Source organism: Lachnoclostridium sp. An76 (assembly GCF_002161355.1).
Taxonomy (GTDB): domain Bacteria; phylum Bacillota; class Clostridia; order Lachnospirales; family Lachnospiraceae; genus Mediterraneibacter; species Mediterraneibacter caccavium.
This window is the reverse complement of record NZ_NFHL01000001.1, coordinates 1-25402: the sequence shown is the minus strand read 5'-3', so window position 1 is coordinate 25402 and position 25402 is coordinate 1. Positions and strand designations below refer to the sequence as shown.

General features: G+C 48.2%; 30 protein-coding genes and 1 pseudogene. 3 read left to right on the top strand and 28 right to left on the bottom strand.

Translation table 11 applies throughout. From position 1 onward, the window contains the following. Positions 1 to 103: 103 nt before the first annotated feature. From miaB to B5G27_RS00065, 20 genes and pseudogenes are all read right to left on the bottom strand, one after another. Entirely contained in the window at positions 104 to 1555 is a 1452-nt protein-coding gene (miaB, locus tag B5G27_RS00160; protein ID WP_087177690.1) for a tRNA (N6-isopentenyl adenosine(37)-C2)-methylthiotransferase MiaB, read from the bottom strand. Positions 1556 to 1591: 36 nt separating this feature from the next. Continuing rightward, positions 1592 to 1774 carry a DUF4250 domain-containing protein gene (locus B5G27_RS00155; protein ID WP_087176976.1) on the bottom strand — a complete coding sequence of 61 codons (183 nt, stop codon included), beginning with the start codon at positions 1772 to 1774 and terminating at the stop codon, positions 1592 to 1594. After that, a complete protein-coding gene (locus B5G27_RS00150; protein WP_087176975.1) occupies positions 1744 to 2331 on the bottom strand; it encodes a 5-formyltetrahydrofolate cyclo-ligase in 588 nt (195 codons plus the stop codon). The genes B5G27_RS00155 and B5G27_RS00150 overlap by 31 nt, the downstream gene beginning before the upstream one ends. Then, positions 2309 to 2530, bottom strand: a complete 222-nt coding sequence (locus B5G27_RS00145; protein WP_087177689.1) for a DUF896 domain-containing protein — start codon at positions 2528 to 2530, stop codon at positions 2309 to 2311. The genes B5G27_RS00150 and B5G27_RS00145 overlap by 23 nt, the downstream gene beginning before the upstream one ends. A 217-nt stretch (positions 2531 to 2747) precedes the next feature. After that, on the bottom strand, positions 2748 to 3125 hold the full coding sequence (locus tag B5G27_RS00140; protein ID WP_087176974.1) for a hypothetical protein: 378 nt from the start codon (positions 3123 to 3125) through the stop codon (positions 2748 to 2750). Positions 3126 to 3277: 152 nt separating this feature from the next. After that, positions 3278 to 4957: a putative polysaccharide biosynthesis protein gene (locus B5G27_RS00135; RefSeq protein WP_087177688.1), complete on the bottom strand. Its 1680-nt coding sequence runs from the start codon at positions 4955 to 4957 to the stop codon at positions 3278 to 3280. Positions 4958 to 5006: 49 nt separating this feature from the next. Next, complete coding sequence (ybeY, locus tag B5G27_RS00130; protein WP_087176973.1) at positions 5007 to 5501, bottom strand: rRNA maturation RNase YbeY; 495 nt, start codon at positions 5499 to 5501, stop codon at positions 5007 to 5009. Beyond that, the gene (locus B5G27_RS00125; protein WP_087176972.1) at positions 5498 to 6505 is read right to left on the bottom strand and encodes a PhoH family protein; all 1008 of its coding nucleotides are present in this window, start codon (positions 6503 to 6505) and stop codon (positions 5498 to 5500) included. Before B5G27_RS00125 ends, ybeY begins: the two co-directional genes overlap by 4 nt. Continuing rightward, positions 6480 to 7733, bottom strand: a complete 1254-nt coding sequence (locus tag B5G27_RS00120; RefSeq protein WP_087176971.1) for a sporulation protein YqfD — start codon at positions 7731 to 7733, stop codon at positions 6480 to 6482. Before B5G27_RS00120 ends, B5G27_RS00125 begins: the two co-directional genes overlap by 26 nt. Continuing rightward, entirely contained in the window at positions 7730 to 8017 is a 288-nt protein-coding gene (locus B5G27_RS00115) for a YabP/YqfC family sporulation protein (RefSeq protein ID WP_087176970.1), read from the bottom strand. The genes B5G27_RS00120 and B5G27_RS00115 overlap by 4 nt, the downstream gene beginning before the upstream one ends. A 73-nt stretch (positions 8018 to 8090) precedes the next feature. After that, positions 8091 to 8387, bottom strand: coding sequence for a Dabb family protein (locus B5G27_RS00110; protein ID WP_087176969.1), 297 nt, complete (start codon positions 8385 to 8387; stop codon positions 8091 to 8093). A gap of 41 nt (positions 8388 to 8428) precedes the next feature. After that, a complete protein-coding gene (locus B5G27_RS00105) occupies positions 8429 to 8923 on the bottom strand; it encodes a pyridoxamine 5'-phosphate oxidase family protein (protein WP_242958214.1) in 495 nt (164 codons plus the stop codon). 40 nt (positions 8924 to 8963) lie between these two features. Next, a complete protein-coding gene (locus B5G27_RS00100; RefSeq protein ID WP_087176967.1) occupies positions 8964 to 10406 on the bottom strand; it encodes a TrkH family potassium uptake protein in 1443 nt (480 codons plus the stop codon). A gap of 16 nt (positions 10407 to 10422) precedes the next feature. Continuing rightward, complete coding sequence (gene trkA / locus B5G27_RS00095; RefSeq protein ID WP_087176966.1) at positions 10423 to 11784, bottom strand: Trk system potassium transporter TrkA; 1362 nt, start codon at positions 11782 to 11784, stop codon at positions 10423 to 10425. Between the two features lie 204 nt (positions 11785 to 11988). Next, positions 11989 to 12258, bottom strand: a pseudogene (locus tag B5G27_RS00090) (4Fe-4S dicluster domain-containing protein); the annotation flags it as partial. 182 nt (positions 12259 to 12440) lie between these two features. Continuing rightward, on the bottom strand, positions 12441 to 13034 hold the full coding sequence (locus B5G27_RS00085) for a hydrolase (protein ID WP_087176965.1): 594 nt from the start codon (positions 13032 to 13034) through the stop codon (positions 12441 to 12443). A gap of 23 nt (positions 13035 to 13057) precedes the next feature. Continuing rightward, positions 13058 to 15028: an AAA family ATPase gene (locus B5G27_RS00080; RefSeq protein WP_087176964.1), complete on the bottom strand. Its 1971-nt coding sequence runs from the start codon at positions 15026 to 15028 to the stop codon at positions 13058 to 13060. A gap of 155 nt (positions 15029 to 15183) precedes the next feature. Further along, positions 15184 to 16224 (bottom strand): alcohol dehydrogenase, encoded by a 1041-nt coding sequence (locus B5G27_RS00075; protein ID WP_087176963.1) that lies wholly within the window; start codon positions 16222 to 16224, stop codon positions 15184 to 15186. Positions 16225 to 16262: 38 nt separating this feature from the next. Next, positions 16263 to 17213, bottom strand: a complete 951-nt coding sequence (locus B5G27_RS00070) for a hypothetical protein (protein WP_087176962.1) — start codon at positions 17211 to 17213, stop codon at positions 16263 to 16265. A gap of 45 nt (positions 17214 to 17258) precedes the next feature. Further along, on the bottom strand, positions 17259 to 17813 hold the full coding sequence (locus tag B5G27_RS00065) for an NUDIX domain-containing protein (protein ID WP_087176961.1): 555 nt from the start codon (positions 17811 to 17813) through the stop codon (positions 17259 to 17261). Between the two features lie 207 nt (positions 17814 to 18020). Here B5G27_RS00065 and B5G27_RS00060 point away from each other — a divergent pair, with 207 nt between their 5' ends. From B5G27_RS00060 to B5G27_RS00050, 3 genes are all read left to right on the top strand, one after another. Next, complete coding sequence (locus B5G27_RS00060) at positions 18021 to 18461, top strand: LytTR family DNA-binding domain-containing protein (RefSeq protein ID WP_087176960.1); 441 nt, start codon at positions 18021 to 18023, stop codon at positions 18459 to 18461. 9 nt (positions 18462 to 18470) lie between these two features. Continuing rightward, a complete protein-coding gene (locus B5G27_RS00055) occupies positions 18471 to 18941 on the top strand; it encodes a DUF3021 domain-containing protein (RefSeq protein WP_087176959.1) in 471 nt (156 codons plus the stop codon). 120 nt (positions 18942 to 19061) lie between these two features. Continuing rightward, on the top strand, positions 19062 to 19289 hold the full coding sequence (locus B5G27_RS00050; protein WP_087176958.1) for a hypothetical protein: 228 nt from the start codon (positions 19062 to 19064) through the stop codon (positions 19287 to 19289). Here the strand turns inward: B5G27_RS00050 and B5G27_RS00045 are convergent. From B5G27_RS00045 to B5G27_RS00005, 8 genes are all read right to left on the bottom strand, one after another. Then, positions 19259 to 19936, bottom strand: a complete 678-nt coding sequence (locus B5G27_RS00045; protein ID WP_087176957.1) for a CatA-like O-acetyltransferase, family 2 — start codon at positions 19934 to 19936, stop codon at positions 19259 to 19261. The two genes, B5G27_RS00050 and B5G27_RS00045, sit on opposite strands and share 31 nt — an antisense overlap. 28 nt (positions 19937 to 19964) lie before the next feature. Then, complete coding sequence (locus B5G27_RS00040) at positions 19965 to 20600, bottom strand: GyrI-like domain-containing protein (protein ID WP_087176956.1); 636 nt, start codon at positions 20598 to 20600, stop codon at positions 19965 to 19967. Between the two features lie 66 nt (positions 20601 to 20666). Next, positions 20667 to 20996, bottom strand: a complete 330-nt coding sequence (locus B5G27_RS00035) for a hypothetical protein (protein WP_087176955.1) — start codon at positions 20994 to 20996, stop codon at positions 20667 to 20669. Positions 20997 to 21569: 573 nt separating this feature from the next. Beyond that, the gene (locus B5G27_RS00025; RefSeq protein ID WP_087176954.1) at positions 21570 to 22295 is read right to left on the bottom strand and encodes an alpha/beta fold hydrolase; all 726 of its coding nucleotides are present in this window, start codon (positions 22293 to 22295) and stop codon (positions 21570 to 21572) included. Between the two features lie 250 nt (positions 22296 to 22545). Then, positions 22546 to 22830: a DUF2442 domain-containing protein gene (locus B5G27_RS00020; protein WP_087176953.1), complete on the bottom strand. Its 285-nt coding sequence runs from the start codon at positions 22828 to 22830 to the stop codon at positions 22546 to 22548. Between the two features lie 19 nt (positions 22831 to 22849). Beyond that, positions 22850 to 23110 carry a DUF4160 domain-containing protein gene (locus B5G27_RS00015; RefSeq protein WP_087156573.1) on the bottom strand — a complete coding sequence of 87 codons (261 nt, stop codon included), beginning with the start codon at positions 23108 to 23110 and terminating at the stop codon, positions 22850 to 22852. 260 nt (positions 23111 to 23370) lie between these two features. Next, positions 23371 to 24645: an ISAs1 family transposase gene (locus tag B5G27_RS00010; RefSeq protein ID WP_242958172.1), complete on the bottom strand. Its 1275-nt coding sequence runs from the start codon at positions 24643 to 24645 to the stop codon at positions 23371 to 23373. Positions 24646 to 24655: 10 nt separating this feature from the next. Further along, positions 24656 to 25237 (bottom strand): hypothetical protein, encoded by a 582-nt coding sequence (locus B5G27_RS00005; protein WP_087151332.1) that lies wholly within the window; start codon positions 25235 to 25237, stop codon positions 24656 to 24658. Between the last annotated feature and the right edge of the window lie 165 nt (positions 25238 to 25402).

Sequence of the window (25402 nt, the reverse complement as noted above, 5' to 3'; positions counted from 1 at the left end):
CAGATTACGGAACCGGAACCTGAGCCATATCCCCGCCCGCCGCGAAAACGTCTGCATTAAACCCACGGTTTTCGGACGGCATATTTACAAGGAAGGCTCCCCCTCAAATACAGATCTGCCTCCCGATGTAGTAGAACCCCCTGCACTCATCCAAACTGACCTCCACCAGTTTCCCGATGAGGGACTCATCCCCCGGGAAGTGTACGAGCAGGTTATTACTCAGCCGTCCTGTCATGAGCTTCGGATCATGCTCATTTACGGATTCCACGAGCACAGTCTGCACGCTTCCCTGATGGACGGCGCACATTTCCCCGGCGATCCTCTGCACTTCCGCCAGGAGGCGGTCAAAACGATCCTTCACCACGTCCGCGGGGACCTGGTCTTCCATCGCCGCCGCAGGAGTCCCGGTCCGTTTGGAGTAAATAAAGGTAAAGGCACTGTCATACCGCACCTGCCGCACCACATCCAGAGTCTCCTGGAAATCTTCCTCTGTCTCTCCCGGAAATCCCACGATGATATCCGTGGTCAGGGAGATGTCCGGCACTGCCGCCCGGATCTTTCTGACCAGCTCCAGATAGTGTTCTTTTGTATATCTGCGGTTCATCTTCTCCAGGATCCGCGTGCTCCCTGACTGGACAGGGAGATGGAGATGACGGCAGATCTTCTTTGACTGTCCCATTACTTCGATCAGTTCGTCCGAGAGGTCCTTTGGATGAGAAGTCATGAAACGGATCCTTTCCAGGCCGTCTATCTTCTCGATCTCCTTTAACAGCTGGGCAAATGTCATCGGCTCTTCCAGAGTCTTGCCGTAAGAGTTGACATTCTGGCCCAGGAGCATGACCTCCACCACGCCGTCAGCGACAAGCCGCTCGATCTCACGGATGATCGCTTTCGGGTCACGGCTCCTCTCACGCCCCCTTACATAAGGTACGATACAGTAGCTGCAGAAATTATTGCAGCCAAACATGATGTTGACCCCGGATTTAAACGGATACTTTCTCTCGCTCGGAAGGTCCTCCACGATCTTGTCCGTATCTTTCCAGATGTCGATGACCATGCGCCCGGACTCCATGCGCGTGGCGAGAAGCTCTGCAAATTTATAAATATTGTGGGTCCCAAAGATGAGGTCGATAAACCGATAGCTCTTCTTCAGCTTTTCCACAACTTCCGGCTCCTGCATCATGCAGCCGCACAGAGCAATCATCATATGCGGGTTTTTCTTCTTGATATGGCCGAGCTGTCCAAGTCTTCCGTACACACGCTGATTTGCATTTTCGCGCACAGTGCACGTATTGTAGATGACAAAATCTGCTTTTTCTTCGTCTGTCTCTTCTATGTACCCGATCTGTTCCAGTATGCCGACAAGTTTTTCAGAATCTCTCGCATTCATCTGGCACCCAAAGGTGGTGACGCAGAAAGTAAGCTGCCGCCCGGCAGCCTCTTTCATTTTTTCCAGATCCTTCCTTGCCCTTTCGATAAAATAGTATTGTCTTTCCGGCTCAGATACAGGGATCTCCAGTTCCCTCTCGGCCAGACTCATTCTGCTGTTCTCCATATTTCTCTCCATACCTGCATTTCTGTTATCCATCCGTTATACAAACTGGTTCCGCTTCGCATCGTATGTATAATCGATCGCGGCCAGCTTCGCTGAAAGCTCATCCCTGTCGATCTGCATGTCGTCACAGAGTACATCCAGAGACGGATAAAAATCTCTCAACTTTGTATTGACCACTCCCAGAAGTATCACCGGGTCTCCGGGCAATCCTGACAGCATCTGATCAGCTCCTTTTCTGTAATAATATAATCTGCCCGCACATCATGCGCTTCCGCCGGGACTTTTTCCACGCACTGCGCGTCAAATGCCAGCGCAGCCTTTATACAGCGTTCATTTCCTTCCAAATATGTATCGTAAAAGCCGCCCCCGTAACCAATCCTCGCACCGGATCTGTCAAACGCGGCGCCAGGCAGGATGACCAGCGTCTCTTCATCCGGCAGAGGCGCCTTTGCGCACCACGGTCCGGGCTCCGGGATATTCCACGCTCCCGGTCTTAAGTCCGCCCGGCTCTTTATGAAAAAGAATTCCATTCCTCTCCTGCCGACCACTCTCGGAGCCGCCACGCGCTTTCCCTGTCTGAGTGATCCTTCTATGATCTGCGCCGTACCGGCCTCATCGCGGAATGACGCGTAGCAGTAGATGCAGCGCGCGTTCTTATAGAAATCCGCCTGCATCAGCCGCTCCGCGATCACTGCTTCCGCGGCCCTGCGCTCCGCCTTGCTGATCTCTGCGCGGACCGCAAGGATCTGTTTTCTAATTTCCTCTTTTGTTTCCATATTTCTCACCAAGATTTATGACTGTGCCGTCTTTTTCTTCAATATCAATATTATTGAGCTGCCCCCTGAGATTCCGCTTCACCGCCTCCAGATATTCTGCCCGGAGCAGTTTCTGCTCCTGGCGCTCTGACTCTGTGAGCCCTTCTGCTTTTGATTTCCTGTACAGTTCATTGATCCTTTGTATCTTCTGTGCGTCCATGGCTTTTCCTCTCTGTCTGATCTTACATCCCATATTTACATCCGGCACGCCGTACCCCCGGAGCGCCGTTCTTTTCAACGCTGTGTATTATACACTATTTATCTGTCCCCGTCCAGACGGACTCTCTTCAACAGGATTTCCAAACTCATCCAGAGCTGGATAGCCGCGCCCGTCCTGAGCTGCATATCCGGACTCTACCCGAATGAGGTCACATTCTTCAGCTGGAATAGTTTTCCAGGAAGGCGTACAGTTCCTTTACTGTCCCTACATACTTTCCTTCCGCAACCTCCTGCTGGACTTCTTCAGGCAGGTCTGTCACAGGGATTTCCGTAAACTCGTAGATCGTACTCCGGTCAGCCAGATAAACGCACACAAATCCCTGGAGCTCGCACAGGTAGAATCCTTCCTTCTCTGCGTCAGGGTTCTCCACCTTTTCCCCCTCAGCTGCGATACTCTCTGCGCCTGATACCTCATCTCTGGCCTGGGCTTTCTGTCTGTCTATGACATGGTCATAGGTAAGCTGATATCCTGCTGCCAGAAGCATACCCAGGATCAGAAATGCTGCAAAAAAGCCGATAATGTATCTGGATTTCATAGTCTCCACTCCTTTTTCATACATTATTGGCTTTTTTTGCATATTTTATACAATGTTCACTTATTTCACGCCGCTGATATCCGACCGCCTTGTTTTCGCAGCCTTACCGACAGGAGTCTTTCATTCGCGTTCCTGCCATTCGTGTCTGCACCTTACTCTGCCGGCATAAGCCGGAGCTTCCTGCTCAGACGCAGCAGCCTTGCCCCCATCGGCAGCGCTTCGATATCCGCATCCGACAGAGTCCCGATCTTAAGCACCACTGCCACATATACGAGCATTGCTATGATGATCGCGATAATGGTCGGGATCCAGCGCCCCCCGATCAGATGATCCAGGCCAAAGTACACCCCGTAAGCCACGATGCCCATGACAGCCGAAGCAATGAGCGGTTTCACAAATGTATCCATAATATTCATCCTGAAACCGCATACCTTATGTACTTTCCTCTGGTTCAGCCAGCACATGCACGCCGCAAAGACGATATTCCCTGCCGCCAGGGCGTATACATTCATTTTGAACGCTGTCATCATGAGCACAAACGCGATCAGATGGACCACCAGGGCGATGCAGGCATTCTTCGCCGGGCTGGATATATGGTTCAGCCCGTGCAGGATCGAGTTCGATATGGATGACCATGCGTACAGCACTACAACAACAGATCCAAGCATGAGCAGATATGCCGGTGTTTTGCTGGCGTCATTGTAGAGAAGCACCATAAGCGGAGATGCCAGCACGAGAAAACCGACGCCGCACGGGATCGTGATCACCATCGTAAGCCGGAGCGTCTGGTCAATCTTCTCATGCACCAGTTTCCTGGATCTTGTAGCCACCGCCGCGGTCAGGCTTGGCACCACGGATGAGCAGAGCGCCCACGGGATCGAGAGAGGCACATTGACCAGGGTATCATACTTGCCCGAGTAGATCCCCTGGAGAGCCATATACTCTTCTTCCACATATCCCTGCGCATCCATGATATGGTTAAAGATCGTAAGGTCAAGGATCTGATTGATATTATAGATTGCCGTACTAAACAGGATCGGCACAGCCGTAAGCACCAGCACCTTCAGGATATGGCGGTAGCTGTCCTCCTTCCCGGAACGGTCTGTCCGGTACTGCCGGTTCATCTTCCCCCGGTACGCCCAGACCACAAAGAACAGGAAGATCAGAGCGATCAGAGCGCCCAGCACGGTTCCTAGGGTAGCCCCTGCCGCGCCGTACGCAGGACCCAGGAGTTCTTCCCCTGCCTTTTCTCCTGCCCGTGTGCCCATATCAACAAAAATGCCTGCCCCGGCGATACTGATCACTGCGCGGATCAGCTGCTCGATGATCTGGGACACCGCAGTCGGCATCATCGAGCCAAGCCCCTGGAAATACCCCCGGATCACCGCCATGACAGCGACCAGGAAAAGTCCCGGCGCCAGCATCTTGAGAGCATATACGCTTAAAGGGGATTTCATCGCATACACGGAGATCGCGTCAGCCCCGAAAAAGACTGCCGCCGTGATAACGATGCCCACTACGACCGCAAACAGCATGGAGCAGCGGAATACACGGACAGAATTGCGCTTCTGCCCTGCCGCCAGCCTGGCAGACACCAGCTTGGACACCGCAGTCGGCAGGCTCAGAGAGGATACCATAAGCGCCATGGCATAGATCTGATATGCGTATCCGTAAAAACCGTTTCCCGCATCCCCGAGTATATTTGCAAGAGGGATCCTGTATATAACACCTATGACTTTTGTAAGTACAGTCGCCACGGCAAGGATCGCGCCCTGTGCGATAAAATCATCATTCTGGGCGGATTGTATTCTCGTCTTTCGTGCATCTGCCATTTCTGTTTCCTCCAGCTTTTTCTGCTTCAAAGATTTTCTGCCGGGCCCTCTACCGCGGGATCCCTGCCTTTTCCATAATTTCCCGCTGCCTGTCCTCCATGACTTTCCGCTCCTCCTCGTCCATGTGGTCGTAACCAAGAAGATGGAGCATACTGTGGGCGATCAGGAAGGCGTACTCTCTTCTTACTGAATGTCCGTACTCTTCTGCCTGGGCGATGACCCTGTCCTTTGAGATCACGATGTCCCCAAGCATCAGTTCGCCGGTTCCCGGGTCAAAAGCGTCTGCGCTCTCCTCGATCCCGCTCAGATCCCCGGGTATCTCATATTCTATCATCGGGAAAGAGAGCACATCCGTTGGCCGGTCGATGTGGCGGTGTTCCCGGTTCATTTCGTGGATCGCCTCGTCATCTGTGAGCAGAAGGTTCACTTCTGCCTCATACGGGCACTCTTCACAGTCAAGCGCTGTCTCTACGATAAGCTCCGCTGTCTCCTTAACGTCAAAAGGAAGAACGACACTTCCTTCTTCTTCAATATACAGGGTCATACATTTCTCCTCCTGCCGCCCTTTCCTCTTCCGGCGCTCTTTCTCTCACTCTTTTTCTCGTACTCTTCATACGCCTTGACGATCCTCTGTACGAGCGGATGGCGGACCACATCCTTGCTCGTCAGCGTACAGATGCTGATCCCTTCCAGATCCTTCACGACCTTCACTGCAACATCCAGGCCGGAAACCGCCCCCGAAGGCAGGTCCTTCTGGGTGGAATCCCCGGTGATCACGACCTTGGAGCCAAATCCGATCCTGGTCAGGAACATCTTCATCTGGGCTGGCGTCGTGTTCTGTGCCTCGTCAAGAATGATAAATGCATTGTCAAGGGTACGTCCTCTCATATAGGCGAGGGGCGCCACCTCGATCAGCCCTTTTTCTGAATTTTTGATAAAGCTCTCCGCTCCCATGATCTGATAAAGCGCATCATAGAGCGGACGCAGATAGGGATCGATCTTGCTCTGGAGATCCCCCGGGAGAAATCCCAGCTTTTCCCCCGCCTCGATCGCAGGACGGGTCAGGATGATGCGGCTCACTTCGTTTCTCTTAAAGGCAGTGATCGCCATTGCCATCGCGAGGTAGGTCTTGCCGGTCCCCGCCGGTCCGAGCCCGAATGTGATCATCTCACTGCGGATGGCATCCACGTATTTTTTCTGCCCCAATGTCTTTGGCTTGATCGGCTTTCCCTGCAGGGTATGGCAGATCAGATCCCGGTCGATCTCTACGATCCCCTCTTCCTGGTCATCAAAGACAAGGGAGATCGCGTAATCCACATTCTGCTCTGTGATGGTATTTCCCCGCTTTGATAATTCCATCAGCTGGGTAAGCACGCGGAGCACCTTTTCCGCTGCCGCGCTCTCCCCCACGATCTTTGTGCTCCCATCCCTCGCGATCAGAGTAACATGGAACGTTCTCTCAAGCTTCTTTGCATATGCGTCAAACTGTCCGAACACGTTTGCCTCATGTTCAGCCGGTATATCAATCATCAGTTCCGACAGACTCATCCGTTTCTTTCCTTTCGACTGTTAATATTTCTGTATCCGACTCCTCAGTGATCCTCTCATTCAAAAAAAGCGTGCCCGAGGCAGTGGCAGAATTTTCATATAGATGTATTTTAACATCATTTCCCCTTATTTGAACACCTTTTTCCTCCAAATCTTCACAAAACCGTTTAAAATCCAGGCTCAAAAGCTGTCTCGCCTCTTCTTCGGTATATTTCCTTTTCACGAGAGAATAGGACTTTACTGACCTCATCCCATAGGAAAAAGGCAGATAAAAATTTTCTCCCAGCCTGATCTGCGTCTCCTCTGTCACTCTCTCACTGTGTTCATATTTATTCCTGATGCTTCCAACTGATACCGTCCAGTCAGCCAGACGGAGAAAGGGCTGGTATTTCTTCTTTCCGTCATAGACCTTCTCCTGATATGTCAGGTCAAGGGTGTCCGTGTACTCTATCTGCGTGTCCGCAAATACATCTGCATCTGAGCTGTGATACTGATAGCCGATGACTTCCTGGCTGTCATTTACTACTTCCACTCTTCCCAGGACCAGGATATCTCCTTTTTTCACGGCATCTCCCACATGCACCTGAGGAACTCCGGACCTTGTCACGATCTCTGTGATCACGCCGTCAGCAGAGGCGATCAGATCCACCGGCTTTTCCTCTCCGGCAGACGTCTCTTCCTCCGGGAAGGTATCCTCATTTTCCTTGACCTGGATCTTCAGCCTGCTGCCGTCAATAGACGCAGACACCCAAACGATATCATTATATTCCTTTCGTATAGCTTTTACAATACCCGGGCAGTCTACCCGGCTGCGCAGCATGGCCGGGGCGACTCCCTCTGACTCCAGGAACTCTGCCAGCGTTGTATCCGGGTATCTCACATTCCCCTCAAAATGGATATCCCAGATAAAAAGAGAATATCCCCGCAGAAGCACTGCGCATAAAAAAAGCCCTGCAAAAAAAAGCTTTCTCTTCCGGTAGCGTGCAAGAAAAAACGGGAAGCCATACCTGCCTTCAAGCGTGACCTTTGTGTGCGTTTTCCTGACAAGGGGCTTTAATTTCCGAAAATCCGAAATACTCATATACATCCCGTAACCTTTTCCCGTGGGTTCCAGTCCCCAGATAAAAAGCTGGTGAAAACAGCACATATTCAGGAAACGCTCCGGGGAATACCCTGCCACGCAGAGCCTGACATATCCTCTCAGCCAGCGGACAAACGAACGGATCACTCTCTGTTCCTCCCATCGATAAATTCAAGTGTCTGGATCTTCCCCGTGACCTTCATCTCATCGTTTGTGTAATATTCGATCTGAAGCCTTCTGCCTGTCAGTCGGATCTGTCCGCCCTTTGTCTGCACGCGGACAAGGCTGTCTGTATATTCCGTGATCCCGCGGTAATTTTCGATACACACCTCAAAATCACCAAGCATGGTGACCACCGACGCTCCCATCACCACATCTTTTGGCATACTTGCAGCCGATGCGAGTCTCTCCCTGATCTGTTCTCTCTCCATAGAAAAATGCCACACATACGCCTTTTATAGTCAGTATATGTGCGGCATGTCATGTTCTATTCATTTATCAGGATCAGTAATCCAGGCAGGCTCTCTCCATCACAAAAGGACGCACATATGTGTCAGCCACAGCCACATGCGCCGGATGGCTGCCATATACCTCGATGTCCTCCGCCTTCTCCAGAGTGCTCACGAGAGCAATATCATGGGTGCTGGACGCGAGAGGCTCATCTACAAACTCCATTGTCAGAAGCCCCGGGACTTTCCCCACCAGCGCGGACAGATTTTCCTTCATCGCCGCCTTGATCTCCGGCTTCTTCTCTTCCTCTACTTCTGGTCTGAATTTCCACATAACGATATGATGTACCATTGATGATCCCTCCACTTCAATTTTATCTTTTTTTATTTATCCTATTTCTGCTTTGCTTTCCGTTCCTTTGCAGTGAATTTTCCCATCTCAATGCAAAAAACTTCTGTGCGCTCCAGCATAGCCGGACTGAACTCAATCTCCGCACCGGGAGCCATATGCTCCATGATCTTTGTGAGCCCATATACCTTTTCCTGCTCATCTGCCGCCCTGCGCACCTTACCGTTCCCCATGATGCTTCGGTAAGAATAGGAATAGCTGCATGTATAATCTCCTGTAATGATCCCATGGCGGCAGTCCATCTCCACAGCTACGTCCGGGCACAAGTCAAACGCATCCGCTTTCCTGCCCTCCCCCGCGCCGTGTATAAAAAGAGTCAGCGCCTGTCCACTCTCTTTTTCATAGAATTCATATCCGAAATTCACCGGGACAATGAACATCCCTTCCTCATCCCGGGTCCCGAGCCTGACTACGCTGCATTCCTCCAGGATTTCTCTGATGATCTCCGGATCACGGATCTCTCTTTTGTAAAGACGCATCTCTCTCACCGGGGTATCCTCCTTTCATCGACAAACATCCCTAAAACTTCTTCCATGTATCCCTCACAAAGAGGAGCAAAAGCGGGAAGATCTCCAGGCGTCCCGCCAGCATATCAAAGATCAGGACCAGTTTCGCCCCGTTGGAAAACAGTCCGAAATTCCCCATGGGTCCCACCAGTTCCAGACCGGGGCCGATATTATTCAGTGCGGAAGCCACTGCTGTAAAATTCGTGATCAGGTCATTCCCGTCAAAGGCCACCAGAAGGACGGAGAAAGAGAAGATAAGCACATACGCGATCAAAAACACATTTGTGGCGCGCACAGTCTCATGCTCAAGGGTATGCCCGTCCATCTTCAGCTTTTTCAGGCTCCTCGGATGGAGAAAAGTATGCAATTCCTTTTTTATCGTCTTGACCAGGATCACAAGGCGCGACACCTTGATCCCGCCGCCGGTGCTGCCGGCGCACGCCCCGATAAACATCAGGAGGACCAGTATCGTCCTCGGCACTTCCGGCCACAGGTTAAAGTCTGTACTCGCATACCCGGTGGTGGTTATGATCGACCCTACCTGGAATGCAGCATGGCGGGCCGCTTCACCGACAGATCCGTACATACCCCTGACGGACAGAGTGATCAGAGCGATCGATGCCAGTATGATCAGAAGGTACCAGCGCACCTCTTCCATGGAAAACGCCTGTTTCACCTTTCTCCTCAGGAGAAGGAAATAGGCGCTGAAATTCACGCCGAACAAAATCATAAATACAGTGACCACGATCTGCAGATATGGCGAATATCCTGCCATACTGTCATTTTTAATCCCAAATCCTCCGGTCCCGGCTGTGCCGAACGTGATCGTCAGCGCGTCAAACAGAGGCATCTTCCCGATCAGAAGGAACACGACCTCCAGCACAGTCATTGCCAGATAAATGATATAGAGTATTTTCGCAGTGGACTGGACCGTGGGCACAAGCTTGCTCACCGAGGGTCCCGGACTTTCCGCCTTCATCAGATTGATATGGGAGCCGCCGCCCGTCATATGGAGCATGGACAGCAGGAATACAAGAACACCCATACCGCCGATCCAGTGTGTAAAGCTCCGCCAGAACAGGACAGACTTCGACACAGCCTCCACATCCGACAGAACACTGGAGCCGGTCGTCGTAAACCCGGAAACCGTCTCAAACATCGCATCGATGGGATTCGTGATCGTTCCCGTGATCAGGAAGGGGAGACTGCCCATCACACTCATGATGATCCAGCTCAGGGCGACAGCCACAAACCCCTCTTTTACATAGAACACCCTGTTCTCCGGCTTTTTCCGCATGATCAGGAAGCCCAGCAGAAGGCAGAGTGCCGCTGTAATGACAAAGGACCAGCCTTCTCTCTCCTGATAGATCACCGCTACGATACACGGGAGCACCATGAGCACAGCCACAAACACAAGGACATAACCAATAATACGTTTTACGATTGAAAAATTCATCTCATCCCCCTCACTTCTATCTTACCTTCCGGATATCAGTGAGGTCTTTCAGCCCTCTCACAGTAGTAACAACAATAACCGAATCTCCCGGCTGTATGACATCCTGCCCTCTGGGGATATGGACGACACCGCCCCGGTAGATGCATGCGATCAGGAGATTATCTTTCAGTTTCAGTTCAGACAGCGGGATCCCCGTCACCGCGGAACGGTCTCTCACGGCAAATTCCAGAGCTTCAGCCTGCCCGTCCAGTATATGGTACAGCGTCTCCACATTACTTCCGATGGAATTGCTCATCGCCCTGACATACTGAAGGATATAATCCGCGGTCAGGTATTTGGGATGGACCACGCTTCCGAGATCCAGCCCGTCCACAATATCATCGAACGCGAGACGGTTTACCTTTGTCACCAGTTTCGCGCGGGAAACTTTTTTCGCGAACAGGCTCAGAAGGATATTCTCCTCATCCAGATTCGTCAGGGTCACGAACGCCTCCGCATTCGGCAGCCCTTCTTCCATGAGCAGCTTTTTGTCCGTGCCGTCCCCGTTTATCACAGTGACAGACGGGAGCAGTTCGCTCAGCTCCTCACATCTGGCGCGGTCTGTCTCGATCAGGCTCACCCGTATCCTCATATCGGAAAGTGCTGCTGCAAGATAATAGCCCAGGGTGCCGCCGCCCACGATCAGCGCATTCCTGACCTGGTGGGTCTGGACTCCGATCTTTTTAAAGAACAGGTTTGAATTCTTCGGTGAAGCGATAATTGAGACAAGATCCATATCCTCAAGCACGAAATCACCAGAGGGGATAAAGACATGCCCCTCTCTCTCCACGCCGCAGATCAGGATATCGCATCTCAGCTTATCCATGATATCCGCTACAGACAGGCCGCTCAGCTTAAATTCCGGCAGAAGCTTAAATTTCAGCAGCTCTACCCTTCCCTTGGAAAATGTATCCCTCTTGATGGCTGAAGGGAAACGCAGGAGCCTGGATATCTCCATGGCAGCCGCGAACTCAGGGTTAATGATCATCGATATCCCAAGCTTCTTCCTGAGGAAATGGACTTCCCGGTGGTAGACCGGATTCCTCACGCGCGCGATCGTATGGCACTGGCTTACCTTCTTTGCGATCTGACAGCACAGAAGGTTCAGCTCATCCGACCCGGTCACCGCGATCAGGATGTCCGCCTCCTCCACTCCCGCTTCGGAAAGTATCTGTATACTCGCTCCATTCCCGCAGCTTCCCATGATATCAATACTCTCGCATATCTGCTGGATCTTCTGGGGATTCTTATCGATCACGGTCAGCTCATGATCCTCTTCGCACAGTTCTTCCGCCAGGGTGCTGCCGACTTTTCCGCACCCGATAATAATAATCTTCATAGTTCCTCCACTCTGTCTCTCTGATCCTCTTCATCTCAAATATAAATAAAACAAAATCTGTGCCCTGACAATCTCCTCAGGGCAATAGAACTATTATAGCACTAATCCCTATATTTACAAGCAGGAGTTTCTGCTGTGTTTCCGCTGTGCTGTTCTGCTGTATTATCCGCTTGTTCTGCCGCCAGAGCCGCTGCGGCAGTCCGGTCACAGAAATGTCCTGTAGTCTTCATAATTTTTCGCCAGAAGCTCCGGTGTATTCAGCCCGTACGGACATTTCTCCATACACTTCCCGCAGTGGAGACACCCTTCTATTTTCTTCATCTTCTCCTGCCACTCTTCTGAGAGCCATCCCGCCTGCGGCGCTCTCCGAAGCATCAGGCTCATTCTTGCGCAGTTGTTGATCTCAATCCCCGCCGGACAGGGCATGCAGTAGCCGCATCCACGGCAGAAGTCCCCGGAGAGCTGACCCCTGTCTAGACGGCCTCCTTTTTCGTAATACGCTGGATCGGCAGCGCCCCGAATCCATTCTTGTTTACTTCAAGTTCTGTTTTTCCTAAGATGACCTTATCCATTTTCTGTACCTCTCTGTCTGTTCTGTCCGTATTCCGTTTTACCGCCCGGCTGCCGGATTTTCTTCTCTTCCCGGCCCCGACGCCTTAAAAGCCCATCTCACTCATTTCGTCCTGGATGGAGGCTTCGCAGGAGCGCATCGCCAGGATCGTCTTCTCAAACAGCTCATTCAGCTCCCAGCCCAGTCTTTCCGCCCCGGTCTTTATCACATCCCGTGAACACCCTGCCGCGAAACGCTTGTCCTTGAACTTCTTCTTTACACTGGACACTTCCATATCCATCACGCTTTTCGACGGGCGCATCAGCGCGGCTGCCCAGATCAGCCCGGTCAGCTCGTCTGCCGCAAAAAGCACCTTTTCCATCTCATGCACCGGCTCTTTGTCGCTGCATATGCCATACCCATGGGAACAGACCGTATAGATCATATCCTCTCCCACGCCGCCTTTTTCAAGAAGCTCCGGGGCTTTCTGACAGTGTTCCTCCGGGTACATCTCAAAATCGATGTCGTGGAGAAGGCCGCTGATCGCCCAGTAATCCGCCTCATCGCCGTATCCCAGCTCGTCCGCATACCAGCGCATCACTCCTTCTACGGTAAGCGCGTGCTGGATGTGGAAAGCCTCCTTATTGTAAGTCCTCAGTAATTCAAGTGCCTGTTCTCTTGTGATCTTGCTTGTTCTCATTTTCTGTCATTCCTCCTAAGACTTCATTTTCTGTTGCTTTTTCCCTCTTCCCAACGGATTTCAACGTTTTTCCCGCAGTGCGCCAGTCCGACATAGAGCACTTCTCCCGTGATCCCAGCATCGTATTTTTTCTCTTTTACCTGACAGATTGCTCCTGATGCAAGTTCTCCCAGATCCTGCTCTGTATTTTTACTGTATTTAAACTCCAGGATCAGGCTGGGGTACCCCGGCTTCTTTGAATAAAGTATAAGATCTGCACGCCCGTCACCGCTCTCACGGTTGCTCTCCACCTTATACGCGCGCTGCATGAACGCGCACATCCCAAGCATCATCATATGATAGCTGTTTTCGCTTTTCAGATCATGATACGAGGGAAGCTTCAGCAGGATCTGCCGGTAATCTTCGGCGAAATCTTCCATCTCGCCTTTCTGCAGATGATACAGCATCCTGCTGATCTGTTCTTCTTCTACCTGCAGATAATATGAGGTCAATTCCCTGAACGCTTTCCACACCTCCTGGTTCGGCACACGGAGGCGGTATCTGTTTTCGTCTGTTTTTTCAGTAATGGTCAGCATCCCCGCATTGATCAGGAGCCCCCACAGAGCGGCATCTCCCGGCTTTTCATAATACGCGGCGGAAAGTTCCACCTCAGCCTCTACCATTCCCTGCCCGATCAGCCTGTCATAATCTTCTGCAAAAGACCTTCCTCTCTCTCCAAGAGCATCCTTAAGGATACTGTTCTCACTCGTATTGACCCAATACGACTGTAGTTCTCTTCGGGCCGCATAACAGGAGACGGACCATGGATTATATACGTCAGCCTTACCGATCCGGTATCCGTCATACATCTCTCTTACAGCCGCTGTAAATCCTATGCCGCAGTAGGCAAGAAGCTCTTTCACTTCATCTTCTGTAAATCCGAAACAGTCGTCATAGTCCGGGTCTGCTATGGTACATACGATCAGGTTGTTTAACCCGGAAAAAATATTTCCCTTTGCAACCCGCTGGATCCCTGTCAGCACGGCTTTCTCCAGCGACCTGCTGCCCTTTAAAGCTGAGCTGAGCATTCCCGCGAGGATCCCGCGCACCTGACCGTAATATCCGCCGGAGTTAGCTGCGATGAAAGGCGTATCATACTCGTCGATCAGAAGGTAAACCTTTTTATTGTAATAGATTTCCAAAACCTGGCATAAGTCAGCGATCGCATGGGTGAGACAGCCTGCCTTTGCTTCCGGAGCGCTGTTCTGACATAAGCAGAGATAATTCTCTTCAAATACTCTTTTCTGTTCTGCAGTCAGTCTCCCCTCGTCTATGATCGGGGAATACCGTGCATATTCTCCCCGGAGCGCCGCTGCAAGCTGCTGTATCATCTCATGAGGCGTATCCCCTCTGACATTCAGGAAAGAAAGAAAAACAACAGGATATTGATTGATCTCGTCTATCACTTCACTCCTGCTGATCTTTGTACCTTCAAAAAGTGCTTTGGAATCTTTCGTGCAGTCTAAAAATTCTGCGAGCATAGACATATTCAACGTCTTCCCGAAACGTCTCGGGCGGGTGATCAGCGTCACCTGATACCATGAATCCAGAAAATGCTCGACAAACTGTGTCTTATCGACATAATATGCATTCCGTTCCCGTAAATATCGGAAATCCTGGGCGCCGATCAGCAGCTTTCTCTTGCTCCGCCTTGGGGATTTTTCTTTTTCAGTGCGGTAAGGAGCTGTCGGTTCACATACCATATCTGCATATCCCCTGCAGGGATTTTTATAAGTTCCAGTCTCTGGCTCCCTCTGTCTTCCGAAGAGTTCATCCAGAGTACAATTCAAGATATCACTGATGCGCTCCAGCGTTTCAAAGTCAGGAGAACGGTTGCCGCTCTCATAATTTGCGTAAGTAGAACGGGATATTCCCAGCTTATTGGCTAATTCAGCCTGCGTATAACCACGCTGCTTTCGGAATACAGTCAGATATTTATGAAATCCTGTTTTCATATTGAGACACTCCCTTTCTGCTTTTTCTTAATTATACCTCGCAGTGTTTCAATATGCAACACAAAAATTGCAGCCATCAGTCCGATGATACGTTGTTGAGCTCAAATGCTGTTTTCAATAAGCTCATAAAAATCATCCCCGTCTCCTGAAACTGCTCACGGCCTCACCGCATATTTTATGACATGATCTTTCTTATTCTCAAACACATCATACGCATCCATGATCTCATCCAGCCCGCAGCGGTGTGTGATGAGGAAGCTGGAATCCAGTTTTCCGCATGCAGTCAGATCCATGATCTCCTGACAGAAACTCCCGTCCACGCCGCCTGTCTTGAAAACAAGGTTCTTCCCGTACATATCCGGCAGGGGAAGCACCTGTGGTTCTTCATACATCGCAACGATCACCTCGACAGCATTGGGCCTTGCGATCTTCCATGCAGTCTGGAACGTATCCTTCCCGCCCGCGACTTCAAAAACAGTGTCAGCGCCCCGTCCGTCTGTCACTTCCCGGATCACCTGTTCCGGATCATCCCTGCCCGGGACAAGCGTGATGTCAGCCAGCCCTTTTTCCTTTGCAAGCGCCAGCCTGTATTCATCCGTGTCGATAGCGATGATCCTCGCCGGAGTATACAGACGTGCGCACATCATGGTGCACAGCCCGGTGGGCCCCGCGCCGATCACTGCCACCGTATCCGCGGGCCTGATTTCCCCGATCTTTGCCGCCCAGTATCCTGTGGAAAGGATGTCTCCGTTAAAGAGCGCCTGCTCATCAGTCACATGGTCCGGTATGACTGTCAGTCCGTTATCCGCAAAGGGGATCCTGGCATACTCAGCCTGTCCCCCATCGATGCGGCAGCCAAGCGCCCAGCCCCCGTGTTCGTCCGTACAGTTATTTACAAAGCCGCGTCTGCAGAAAAAACATTCTCCGCAGAAAGTCTCTACATTCACCGCCACCCGGTCCCCGGGCTTTACCTTCTTTACAGCGCTCCCGGTCTCCACGACCCTTCCCACAAACTCATGCCCCAGGACCGTGCCCGGGACAGCCTTTGGCACGGCGCCGTGCTTAATGTGGATGTCACTGGAACAGATTGTTGTCAGCGTCACCTGCACGATCGCATCCTTTTCATCCCGCAGCGCCGGCATGGGGCGCTCCTCCAGAACGATCTGTCCGTTTCCCTTATATACAACTGCTTTCATACGCATTTCCTTCCTGTAATGTCAATCCTTCCTGAGCATCAGACAGCATCTGATGCAGCCACCGCCTCTTCCAGCTCTTTTTCGAGCTGACTCTGGACGCGGACACTCTCTTCCTGTCTACTGCACAGGTTTTGAAGGATCTTCTGTATCTGTGTGCAGGTCTGGTCCACTTTCTCTCTCGATTCATTGATCCTGGTACGCACCAGCCAGTCTGTAAACAGGTTGTCAAAAAAATAGTCCGCAAAGCAGAGGGCGCTGCTGATCTCTGTATTCACATCGCCGTGCAGTTCTTCCGTGACGTCCGCCAGCTCTGTCCTGAAACTGTGCAGTGCGAGCTGGAGCTGATCGGTCATTCCTTTTGCTTTTCCTATCGCATCGTACTTGATCATATCCGACAAAATGCCGCCCCCGATGATATCAACGGTGCTCCAGCTCTTAGCTTCGTCCAGATGATTCTTGATTTCAACTGTAATGTCCTGCGCTCTTCTCCCTGCGCGGACTGCTTCTTCCAGTTCCTTCTGCCTTGACTTCTGAAACCCGATCTTTTCCTCGATACCCATGATCCTGACCGCATCCGGCGAACTTGTTTTCTTTATCTCTTCTTTTTTCTCCTCGATGAGCGCTTCATATCTTCTTCCGCATCCGATGAGATCAGAAAGCTGATCCCTGCATCGTTCGATCTCCTCATTGACGGAGAGAAGCTCCTTTTCCGCAGTATCATACCTGACCGCTGCCGCATAGGCTTCCTGCTCCTCTTTTGACAGTTTTTCTCCCATCTTTCCTGTCACTTTGTAATAGAATGCCGTAAGGTTCCTGCTGTTCAGCCGGTCCACATCCTCCTGCTCATCCTTCATGATCCGCCTCAGCTCATCCGTCTTTTCCGCCAGTTCTTCCTGCTGGCGCTTCAATTCCGCCAGCTTTGCTTCCAGCCGTTTTTCCTCCATCATCTCCTCCTGGAGACGCTGTAATTCCGTGTTGTAAACCTTCATTCGAATCTCCTCATTTTCACGATCATTCTTATGATCACTTCCCGGTCATTTATTTTCAGACTGTCTGCCCATGCTGTCTGCCATCAGGATCCCGATCACGGTTTTCGCGTCGTCGATCTCGCCTGACTTCACACGCTCTGCCGCCTCTTTGAGAGGCACCCACTCTTTCTCAATGTCCGCTTCCTCATTTTCCCTTTTAAACTCAGGCACATCCTTCAAACCCTTTGCCAGATAAACATAGGTCTTCTCTGTCGTCCAGCCTGCAGAGTTCAGGAACAGCGTCAAAAGCTGAATTGAGGACGCTTCTGTGTCTGTCTCCTCTCTGAGCTCCCGCAGAGCAGTCTCCTCCGGTTTCTCTCCTTCCACATCCATGCGCCCTGCCGGGATTTCCCATACCGGGCGTCCCATGGGATGGCGGTACTGCCGGATCAGCAGGATACGTCCCCTGTCATCCATTGCCACAATCCCCACAGCATCACTTGCGACGGCTGTTTCGCGGATGAATGTATTTCCATCCCCGCGGGTCAGCTTGTCACGCCGGATGGATACGATCTTCCCCGCATATTCTGTCCTGCTCTCTAACACTTTTGGAATAATCATACAAAACCTCCCATTTTTATCCGATGGACCTTGTCTCTGTCAACCAATAATTATAAGTCATTATATCACTCTGTCTTTTCCATGTCATTTCTTTTTACCACTTATTCTTTTTACCACTTATGCCTTATGATCAACCGCTTATCGAAAATCTATTGAAAGCAATATGTGCTTTTCATATAATGACATCACAGAAGGGAGGAGATCAAAATGCAGGTTGAGATAAAAATGGACGATTCATATACAGAGCCCAAAATAATCCTGTTGACAGCCACCATGACAAAAGAGGTCAATATGATATTAAACAAACTGTCAGAAAATCCTCCGCAAGTCATTTCCGGCTGCAGGAATGGGAAAATCGAAGTAATTGAGCAGGAAGATCTGATCAGGGTCTACGCGAACTCAGGAAAAGTATTCGCTGTTACAGATAAAGGCGAATATACGATACGTCTCCGGCTGTATGAAATCGAAGAACGCCTGGATCCAGATCAATTTGTCCGCATATCAAATTCGGAAATTATCCATTTAAAAAAAGTCAATAACTTTGATTTAAGTTTTACCGGCACGATCTGTGTCGAATTAGCAAACAGCACGACAACTTATGTTTCAAGACGATATGTTTCAAAAATCAAAAAAATATTAGGGATCTGAGGTGATAACATGAAAAAAAAGATTGTTTTACGCAGTATGTTAGGTTTTCCGCTGGGGCTGGCACTGGGATATCTGATAACGATACTTATTTCCCTTATATATGCAGATGGGTCTTATTCTCCATGCATGCCGGAATTAGCTGTTATAATGGGAAATGAGATCAATGCTGTATTGCTGCAGGCGCTTTTATGCGGTATATTAGGCTCTGGATTCGGAGCCTGCTCTGTAATATGGGAAATAGAGACCTGGGGGATCGTGAAACAGACTGGAATTTACTTTTCAATTATTTCCGTACTCATGCTGCCGACGGCTTATGTTTCGTATTGGATGGAACACAGCCTGCAAGGTATTTTAAGCTATTTTGGCATTTTTCTTTTAATATTTGCCGCAGTGTGGCTCGTACAATATATGGCCGCCATGCACAATGTCAAAAAACTGAACGAAACATTGATCAAAAGGCGGGATGCCGGCAGGGAATAGCAAGGGGGATCCCCTGCTATATTGACCATACCGGGATACCACTGTATAATGAAAAACGCATAAGAGCGGCGGGTTCCTCACCCTGCCGCTCCAAAAAACATTGTAAAAGGAGATATTTTTATGCGCCGCGCGAATACACCATTTAACGGAAAACAGTTCATATTAAACCAAAATACAGGAGAGATCCATGACCTTGACCGCGAAACGCTGCTCTGCTGCATCGACAAAATAGATGCAGAGCATATATTTGCCTGCGATACCTATGCGGAAGCTGTATTATTTTCATCCGTGATCGGAGTCAAAAGGAACGGATGCCCTCATTGTATGCCGGAACGGCACCGGGACTGATCTGCTGCTGGCAGTATCCCCTTGTGCCCAAGCAGCCTGATCTCATCCTGCAGCTCCACCAAAAACCTGCCCGCATGCGCGCCGTCCATCTGCGTGTGATGGAACTGGAAAGAAAGGGGCAGATAATACCGAAACCATTTCTTTTTGTATCTGCCCCATATAATGAACGGATTATTGAATATACCGCTGTTCATACCGACAGCCCCGTCAATTTCCGTATCTATAATGGCAGATGTCCCGATGACCATACTGTTCTCGGATAAATCCCTGTCCGTACAGCTTTCGGCAGTCTGCGCCGTATATTTCAGGTAATGCCTGTTGAATCTGTTCAGGTCAGAATCATACCGGAGATCACAGGAGCTGACTTCGCCCTCTTTATTTTTCACGATCGTATTGACCGCTATGGTGTCATACTGTATGAGTTTATCGCCCACCGGGAGGATATAAAACTCCTTAACCTTTACAGCGGCCCTGCCGATACAGTAGTCCATCAGCATATTGAATTTCAGCTTTCTTTTCCTGCTTATCCTTATTAGATTGGTCACATCAAAGGTCTTGAAAAAAGTTACCATCGGATTGGGCGCTTTCATCCACAGCTCATACGCCGCAGCCCGTTTCGTATCTTTGGGGTCAACTTCTTTTGGCATAATATCCTCCGTTTACTCTGCTTTCCGGTTACTCTGCTTTCCGGATCGGGTGGCGCACGACTGTTTTCAGCCTGCTCACATCACATCTTCTCGGATCGCTCAGATAAATTTCATGATGGTATCTTGTGTCTGTAATATCGAGCTCGTACCCGTTTTCTTTCATATACTCATGCATAAGATCAACAGTGGCCGGCTCATCGTCATATGAGCCGATGTGCATACACTGGACACACAGCCCTTCATCATAAGGGAAAAACTCCACTTTGGAAAAATCCTGCTTTTTCTTTTTTTCCGCTTCCTGTACCGCCCACGCGAAATCTTCTTTCGTCACAAAGTCAGGCAGACGGATCATAGAGACAAAATGCATATCCTCTTTTCTGGCGTAATCAAGCCCCTGTGTGTTCTCCTGCCACCAGAGTCCCTCAAGGGGCGGTACGACATACTCAAAGAAACCTTCAATCTTATGCGCTCCCTTGTAACTCATCTTTATGGTAAAGGCAATGCCGTACAGCAAACCGATCGATGTTTTATATTCTCCGTTTTCCTCGTTGGGATTGCCTTTTCCGCGGACTGCTATGTAGTTCATTTTCGGGATTTCTATAATGCCGGGCTTATTCTTCGGCATATAAAATTCTTTGTATTCTTTCTTGTAATCAAAAGCCATTGCTGCTCCTTACTTATATAGTTCTCCGTATTCTCTAATGTTTTACTTATGCTCCATACTAGTAACTTATGATTTCCTGTGCAACGCCTTAAATATGATCATTCCAACCAACATGCCAGCTGCCGATACAACAAAATACCAGATCGCATGCATAAATGCTGTTCCATTGTAGTAAAGAAATACAGATGGCAAAAAGACCGCTGCCGCTGCAGCCGGATAAAAGTATTTTATTTTGTTTTTGGAAATACTGCCAAGTAAAACGGACAGTATCAATGTTACCAATAGAATCAAAACAACCATTCCCATACCATCGGTTGGTCCGGCAAACAGCGGTGAAATGTAAAACATAAAAAGCTGTATACAAAAGATTATAATTTCTACAATATACTTTTTCATAGGCGCCTCTCCTATAATACTGCCCCCTCAGTGAAATCATTTCACAATCAGAGACTGCTCATTTCTTCTTTTTTCGGTCTTTGAGCTGTCAGCTCCTCATACATAGTTCTCCATAACGTTTCTAAATGAGGCTTAATGAAAATTAACAATAACAGGCTTGTTTTCATTCGTCCAAAAATAAATTCAGTATTCTCCCATTCTAAAGATTTGAGGCATTCTCAAAGCCCCCTTCCTTAGAAAATTCAATAATAAGATGAGCAGTTGATCTTATTATCTCTTCGAATTGCTTAATCTCTTCTTCCGAAAAATGATAAATATCTTCCCATGTGTAATCGGGAAGCCAGCATGCAGCATGTTTAAATCCATATTATTCATCTGGTCTCTCAATATACACTTTTACTCTTCCATCATTCTGCATATCAGAATGAACAATTTCTGTCTCATCACTCAATGTCATAAATGGATACATCATATCATCACTCCTCCCTGCTTCTTATACGCTATGTATAGTTTATATTATATCCCATTAAGAATATTTTCAAATGAGGATTTGTCTGCTTAACAAACTGGAATTTATTGCACCGTGTCTAAAATCAACTGGTTGAATCTTTTTGCAAACATCGGCGGAATATTGTGAGCAGCCTTATCCCATATCTCACACCGACAATTCGGATTGATCTCAGCCATTCGTTTGACGCTGTCCATTACTTCTTTTGGTTCTTTTCCTCCGGCCAACGCAATAATAGGAATTGGCACTTTGGCAAAGTCCGGTTCGCTTTCAAATGTTATGCCATTATTCACGGAATTACGAATAGTATCAATCTTAACATTCTGCATCTGATGAACAAATTTTTTTCTCGGCTCTCTGGGAAGTCCATTCATCATGCCTATGATATTACAAAGCCACTTTTTCTTGAATGAAGCAAATTGCTTTTCATTCATTTTCATAACTTCCGCTAATGAAGATTCCGTTTTGTTCAGCCACGGACTGACGATTATGGCAGAATAAAATAATTCCGGATATTCCGATACGAGCTTGAAAGCAAGTTGCGCACCCAATGAAAATCCCACCAGTAAAACTTTTTTGTTGAGGCTTCTTATCATGTTTACAAGTTCGGCACAACACGTATCCGTGTAAAAGATTCTGCCCGCTTCATCTCCAAATCCCATGATATGGGGTACGATAATGTGAAAAGAATTAGCGAGCGAATATTGCCTACCATAGCAATGCACAAAATTTGCTCCATGCAGCATCACTATAATGCTATTGTTTTCCTTCCCATATTCTTCAAGCTTCAATTTGTGTTTCCTCCGTCAAATTCCGATCTGTCGGCCTAATTCTACTTCATTATACCATTCGTTTATTTCACTGTCATTGTCTTTCTTACCCATACGAAAAGAGAGCGGAACATCATCTGTCCACTCCTTTCTAAAATACTCCACATGATTCATTACTTCATACCATATTACAACCAAATGCAAAAAACCGCATTTACTTGTGGTATGGTTCTCCATAACATATCAAAGTGCGGTTTATATATTTAATATTCTATGCTATTCGTTCTTTACTTTTTTTCAACTCGTGCAAATATAAAGGATCGATATCAATGCACTCGTTTACATTCCTTCCTCCAGCCACATCCCATGCCAACGTTCCATTTAAAACCACACATTTATTCATAAAAATATGATATTCCTTTATTCGATCAAAAATATTAGGAGACAAATCTTTTTCTGCATGGCAGCATACAATTTTCCCATCATCAAAATATACATCCACAGTATAATCTTCGTATGGTATTACCTGAACCACAGTTGGAATATATTCTAACATTACAGCACCTCCTTCATATTTAAACCAAAGGATTGATTCTGTTTAACGGTTTTCCATCCTTTGCAAGTTCCCAGTTTTGCATTAATTCATCCTGATGGATTACACACCATGCCAACACAAGTTTCAGTTGCCTTGATGGCAATGCTCCCTGCAAAACACAGGCATCATTTATATCGATCAAAGCCTTTTTCCCATTATACTCCACATGAAAGTGGGGTGGATTATGGTCATCATAATACATAGTAATCCTTATTCCATAAAACAAAGCAATTTCTGGCATACATATACCTCCACCTTAACAGCTCACTTCTTTAAACTTACACACGATTAACTTTATTATAGCTTAGACATCATATTGTGTACAGATAAATTAGGATTTGCCCAGGGTTGTTTCATGAACTATTCATGAGCAGCACTACCTTTTATAATCTTATTATTACATCCCCATATCGTTTCTGGTAAGCTGATCACGTAAAAAAACGCAAACTATCTCTCTATCTCTTTACAAGACTTTTTTTCAGAGGTATTCTCTATATATAGTCAATACAGACTGGCTATGCCTTGAAATACATACTGTTCTCGCAAGGTGGCATTGTCACAAAAGCAGTCCATCATTTCTGTCATTATATTTGTCAGACCTGTCTCGTACATTGCCAGGCGCAGGATGTTGTATGCAAATTTTCTGATGAGCGACAGATTGTTTCGGGACTTTTTGGCTGGCGAGCGATCTTCCCTGAATGTGTCGTCCAGTACATGATGGAGCCGGTTCTCTATTGACCAGTGCATTCTTTTTATGCTTCCCAGTTCCTCTGCCGTGAGGATAAGGTCTGAGATCAGTGCCGTACACTGGATGTCTTTTCCAATTCCCTCTTCAGCAGAAGGAACTGGGACTCTTCTTGAGCCTTTTTTCAAAAACTCTTCTTTTGTCGGAGTGATATCATTCCCCTGGCTGTCTTTTTCAACAGGAATCCTCACCTGCTTGATCCGCCCAATGCTCTGAACGTATGTCCATTCTTTTTGTTTTTTCGTCAGATTTAATGCATTATTACATATCTGGCAAGTCCTGTACTCATTTCTGTCCCGATTTTTTTCCATCTGATTGATCTCTTCATATTTCCCAAGATAATCCTGCATAACAGGATCTGGAGTTTCACTTTTTCCTTTTTTCTCTGCTTCTTCTTCCAGTTTATCCAGGAACGTATGGATCTCCTCATAAGCGTCTGGCTGATTTTTCTTTACTGTAAATACAAAATGCCCTTCCTGTTCATGTATCTGTTCCATGATTGCTGTCTGTGTCCCAATCGCATCAATCGTTATAACACTCCCTCTGATATCCAGAAGTTTCAACAATTCCGGAATCACCGTAATCTCATTCGTCTTTGAATCGACCGGAAGCTGTGCAAGTATCAACCCTCGAACCGTTTCCACTACATTCAACAGCATCGGTGCTGTCCCGCTTTTCGTCTTTTCCGCTGCGCCGCGTAATGCTTTCCCATCAATAGCGAGATGGGTATTCTTCGAGTCCACGATCTCACCGATCCATTCCATAAAAGCATACAAGGCTAATTCCTCATCAATCCCAGACAGCATCCGGGTAATGGTGGAAGGCGAGGCAATCCCGTAGTTCAATTTCATATGTTTCCGCAGTTCTTCCAGGTGGTTTCTACACCATTTCAGGCTCCTGCGGATCGTCGTCCTGCCACAAAGAACTCCGAGAGTGACACATACCAGCATTTCTGCAAGGTCATGTTTTTTCTCTCTGTCGCACCGGTAATCCGGAATCTGCCTGAAATAATGGATCAGCTTTTCTGTCACAAATGTTCTTTCAGCACATTTCCAGCACCACTTGTATTTTCTCCAGAAGTTTCCGCTGCTCCTCACTCACTTTCGAAATGATTTCTGTTTTATCCAGGCACACTAAATAGATTGTCTCTAACTGATGTAATTCTTCCAATCCAATGCCCCATTTTTTATGGATCCTACGGGAAAGTGAGGATATCTGAGCTGCAAACTGATAATGGAAATCCGATTCCTTTTTTATCATCCGTGTTTTCTGGATATAAGAGGTCGGAGACTGTTTTAAGAGAATGATGGCAAGTACATCCTTCCAATCATCCCCCAATGGTTTTTTCCAATCATCCGGACACAACTCCCAGACAGCTTTCGAAAATCCGTATTCCCATACTTCTGCGTCTGTTAAAGATATTTTTCTTTTATTACTTTGTATGACTCCTTCCGGAGTAATCACGCCGATATATGTATCGACTGGCTGCGGATACTTTTTCCCTTTCACACGTCGGGATGTCCTTTTATAGAGATAATACGAATCTCCTTTTTTCTTCACAGTAGTTCCCTTTGTCCGATACTTCTGAACCCAATCCGGATACTTTTTCTCAGTTACTGGCATAATGTCCTCCTCTCTGTATAGGTGGAGTATACCTATACTATATAGACATTATACCTCTACAGGAATAAAAAGTCGAGAGTTATACGCGTATTTGTATAACACGTATAACCCCCGATAAAATCCAATCTTCTTATATTTTTAAAAATCTTTCATGAAACAACCCTG

Coding starts and splice junctions, on each gene's coding strand:
- miaB (WP_087177690.1), bottom strand. CDS start 1,555: ATGGAGAACAGCAGAATGAGTCTGGCCGAGAGGGAACTGGAGATCCCT.
- B5G27_RS00155 (WP_087176976.1), bottom strand. CDS start 1,774: ATGCTGTCAGGATTGCCCGGAGACCCGGTGATACTTCTGGGAGTGGTC.
- B5G27_RS00150 (WP_087176975.1), bottom strand. CDS start 2,331: ATGGAAACAAAAGAGGAAATTAGAAAACAGATCCTTGCGGTCCGCGCA.
- B5G27_RS00145 (WP_087177689.1), bottom strand. CDS start 2,530: ATGGACGCACAGAAGATACAAAGGATCAATGAACTGTACAGGAAATCA.
- B5G27_RS00140 (WP_087176974.1), bottom strand. CDS start 3,125: ATGAAATCCAGATACATTATCGGCTTTTTTGCAGCATTTCTGATCCTG.
- B5G27_RS00135 (WP_087177688.1), bottom strand. CDS start 4,957: ATGGCAGATGCACGAAAGACGAGAATACAATCCGCCCAGAATGATGAT.
- ybeY (WP_087176973.1), bottom strand. CDS start 5,501: ATGACCCTGTATATTGAAGAAGAAGGAAGTGTCGTTCTTCCTTTTGAC.
- B5G27_RS00125 (WP_087176972.1), bottom strand. CDS start 6,505: ATGAGTCTGTCGGAACTGATGATTGATATACCGGCTGAACATGAGGCA.
- B5G27_RS00115 (WP_087176970.1), bottom strand. CDS start 8,017: ATGGAGAGAGAACAGATCAGGGAGAGACTCGCATCGGCTGCAAGTATG.
- B5G27_RS00110 (WP_087176969.1), bottom strand. CDS start 8,387: ATGGTACATCATATCGTTATGTGGAAATTCAGACCAGAAGTAGAGGAA.
- B5G27_RS00105 (WP_242958214.1), bottom strand. CDS start 8,923: ATGCGTCTTTACAAAAGAGAGATCCGTGATCCGGAGATCATCAGAGAA.
- B5G27_RS00100 (WP_087176967.1), bottom strand. CDS start 10,406: ATGAATTTTTCAATCGTAAAACGTATTATTGGTTATGTCCTTGTGTTT.
- trkA (WP_087176966.1), bottom strand. CDS start 11,784: ATGAAGATTATTATTATCGGGTGCGGAAAAGTCGGCAGCACCCTGGCG.
- B5G27_RS00085 (WP_087176965.1), bottom strand. CDS start 13,034: ATGAGAACAAGCAAGATCACAAGAGAACAGGCACTTGAATTACTGAGG.
- B5G27_RS00080 (WP_087176964.1), bottom strand. CDS start 15,028: ATGAAAACAGGATTTCATAAATATCTGACTGTATTCCGAAAGCAGCGT.
- B5G27_RS00075 (WP_087176963.1), bottom strand. CDS start 16,224: ATGAAAGCAGTTGTATATAAGGGAAACGGACAGATCGTTCTGGAGGAG.
- B5G27_RS00070 (WP_087176962.1), bottom strand. CDS start 17,213: ATGAAGGTTTACAACACGGAATTACAGCGTCTCCAGGAGGAGATGATG.
- B5G27_RS00065 (WP_087176961.1), bottom strand. CDS start 17,813: ATGATTATTCCAAAAGTGTTAGAGAGCAGGACAGAATATGCGGGGAAG.
- B5G27_RS00060 (WP_087176960.1), top strand. CDS start 18,021: ATGCAGGTTGAGATAAAAATGGACGATTCATATACAGAGCCCAAAATA.
- B5G27_RS00055 (WP_087176959.1), top strand. CDS start 18,471: ATGAAAAAAAAGATTGTTTTACGCAGTATGTTAGGTTTTCCGCTGGGG.
- B5G27_RS00050 (WP_087176958.1), top strand. CDS start 19,062: ATGCGCCGCGCGAATACACCATTTAACGGAAAACAGTTCATATTAAAC.
- B5G27_RS00045 (WP_087176957.1), bottom strand. CDS start 19,936: ATGCCAAAAGAAGTTGACCCCAAAGATACGAAACGGGCTGCGGCGTAT.
- B5G27_RS00040 (WP_087176956.1), bottom strand. CDS start 20,600: ATGGCTTTTGATTACAAGAAAGAATACAAAGAATTTTATATGCCGAAG.
- B5G27_RS00035 (WP_087176955.1), bottom strand. CDS start 20,996: ATGAAAAAGTATATTGTAGAAATTATAATCTTTTGTATACAGCTTTTT.
- B5G27_RS00020 (WP_087176953.1), bottom strand. CDS start 22,830: ATGTTAGAATATATTCCAACTGTGGTTCAGGTAATACCATACGAAGAT.
- B5G27_RS00015 (WP_087156573.1), bottom strand. CDS start 23,110: ATGCCAGAAATTGCTTTGTTTTATGGAATAAGGATTACTATGTATTAT.
- B5G27_RS00005 (WP_087151332.1), bottom strand. CDS start 25,237: ATGCCAGTAACTGAGAAAAAGTATCCGGATTGGGTTCAGAAGTATCGG.